Below are 2,089 nucleotides of genomic sequence, written 5' to 3'. Positions count from 1 at the left end.
ATACTATTCGTCAAAACAGACTACATTGGTAAGCCTTGTGTGTTGACGGTGGTTGCCCACAATAAGATGGCACTAGCCGAAGCACGATATAAGACTAAGAAGCTGATTGGAGAAATCTCTGCTATTAGAGAGTAGGGTGATTTGTCTGTGAAGACAAATGCGGTCGTATAGCTATTATAGCTACTCTGGTATTTATCGAATTCTAAGATCAAAATAGAAAGCGCCACTCAACAATTAGTTGGGTGGCGCTTTTTTTATAGCTCTAGATGTTTAAATTGAACATCAGAGAATAAACATAAGTCATAAATAATATACTTGAAAAAAGATATTAAAAATATATTCGATAAAGTGAATTAATTAAGTAGTTCGATTGAAAGGGAGGTAAAGGAGCATAATAATCAAATAAAACACACTTTTATTGAAAACATAAAATACGATAGATAATAAAATTTTTTTATTATGAATGATTTTTTAAATAGTGATATTGATTATCTTTTAGATTTGAAATGCTATCTATATTAGAGCCCTTGTAACAAGGGTTCATTAGTTTCTATCAATAATAATTAAAAAGATAAGCTATTATTTGTCTAAGGATTTTATTCAATTATTGACTGTGTTTTTTTGATTTTTTGAATGAAATAATCCAGTGAATCGAAACGTAAATAAGGATTATTTTAAATTAAAAGTTATAAAACCTTTGGGTTTTTTGTTTTTCTTACCCAATGGCAGTTATTTGGTTATGAACGGTTAACTGACTGTGATTTATTTTCTAATATATAGAGTATAATGGAATCTACCAAGTGATATTAGTTTTCTTAATAAATACAGTACATTATCTGTACTAAGAAACACACTTGGTTATTGATGTTCTATTATTATGAACATCTCACAAATTAGCATTACTTTATTGAACCACAACCAAGTAGATAGGAATAAGAATGTCAAATATCAATGAGTCTTTACAAGAATTAATGAGCCTTGATGGCGCTATGGGTGCCTGTATTGTTGACTATATGTCAGGCATGGTACTGGGTATGACTGGTGGCGGTGTTGATCTAGAACTTGCTGCGGCAGGTAACTCACAAGTGGTCAAAGCGAAAGTCGCTACAATGAAGTCACTTGATATCAAAGGTGAAATCGAGGATATGCTAATTACGTTGGAATCTCAGATACATATCCTTCGTCCTACTCATAATCACGAAGATCTGTTCATTTACTTGGTGCTTGATAAATCAAAAGCCAACCTTGCATTAGCACGTCGTAAAGTGCAAACAGTAGATAAAAATATAGAAATATAATTTGGTTGGCAATATTTAAGCCAACGAATAGTTTATCAAAACACTCTTGTTGCTTTTACTTTATTTAAAAGCATCAGCAACAAGATTATATTCGTTATGTAATCGTCTTACATAACGAATGTGATCTCTGTATACAACAATGATTTCACTAAACTGGATGTCTTATTAAATGGTGGCAAAATGAAATGTATTGCATACGTCAGTAAAGCGCCAGTTCGTGATCATAGTGTTCGTATGCCTACGGGGTTATCAGAGATTATTAGTGCCTCTCGTGAACATAACCCAAAGTCGCAAATCACTGGGATCATCTCTTATCGTGAAGGTCAGTATTTCCAAGTATTAGAAGGGCCGCATCTTGAAGTAGACAAACTCATGGCTAAGATAGCTGCCGATCCTAGACACGAAGATATTTGGGTTTTTCTGAACGTGCGTGTTGCTCAGCGGAGTTTTCCCAATTGGGGCGTTAGCGTTTTTGACTTTGTTGATCAAGGCCCTCTTTTTGATGCTTTTGTTGAAAAAAATAGCCCTACCTTAAATAATTTTGATGACTATCAAAAAAAACGTATTAAGCCTTTCATTGATATAGAAAAATCTGACACAGTTCCTGACGAATACTATCAAGACAAGAACTTGCGATTATTGGCATGGCCTGATCTGAATAATGAAAGTAATCCTCAAATGATTATGAATCTATGTATCAAGTTGACCAAAAAACCGTATCCATTTAACTTTTTGGCAGATAGTGGCGAATTTGGCACACCTCAGCAAGTCACACAAATTGTCAGAGAGTT

At 33.7% G+C, this 2,089-nt stretch carries 2 protein-coding genes; both read left to right on the top strand.

Annotation, left to right across the window (positions count from 1 at the left end; translation table 11 throughout):
• Positions 1–938: 938 nt before the first annotated feature.
• Entirely contained in the window at positions 939–1,298 is a 360-nt protein-coding gene (locus I6E84_RS14020; RefSeq protein ID WP_110924447.1) for a hypothetical protein, read from the top strand.
• Positions 1,299–1,478: 180 nt separating this feature from the next.
• A partial coding sequence (locus I6E84_RS14015) for a BLUF domain-containing protein (protein ID WP_197218628.1) occupies positions 1,479–2,089 on the top strand: 611 nt, incomplete at its 3' end.

This window comes from Psychrobacter sp. SCQQ22, assembly GCF_015864605.1.
GTDB lineage: Bacteria > Pseudomonadota > Gammaproteobacteria > Pseudomonadales > Moraxellaceae > Psychrobacter > Psychrobacter fozii.
Note: the sequence above shows the minus strand (reverse complement) of the source record. Positions and strands in the feature narration are given on the sequence as shown.

Excerpts from the sequence above, each read along its gene's own strand:
- I6E84_RS14020 (WP_110924447.1), top strand. The coding sequence starts at position 939 with ATGTCAAATATCAATGAGTCTTTACAAGAATTAATGAGCCTTGATGGC.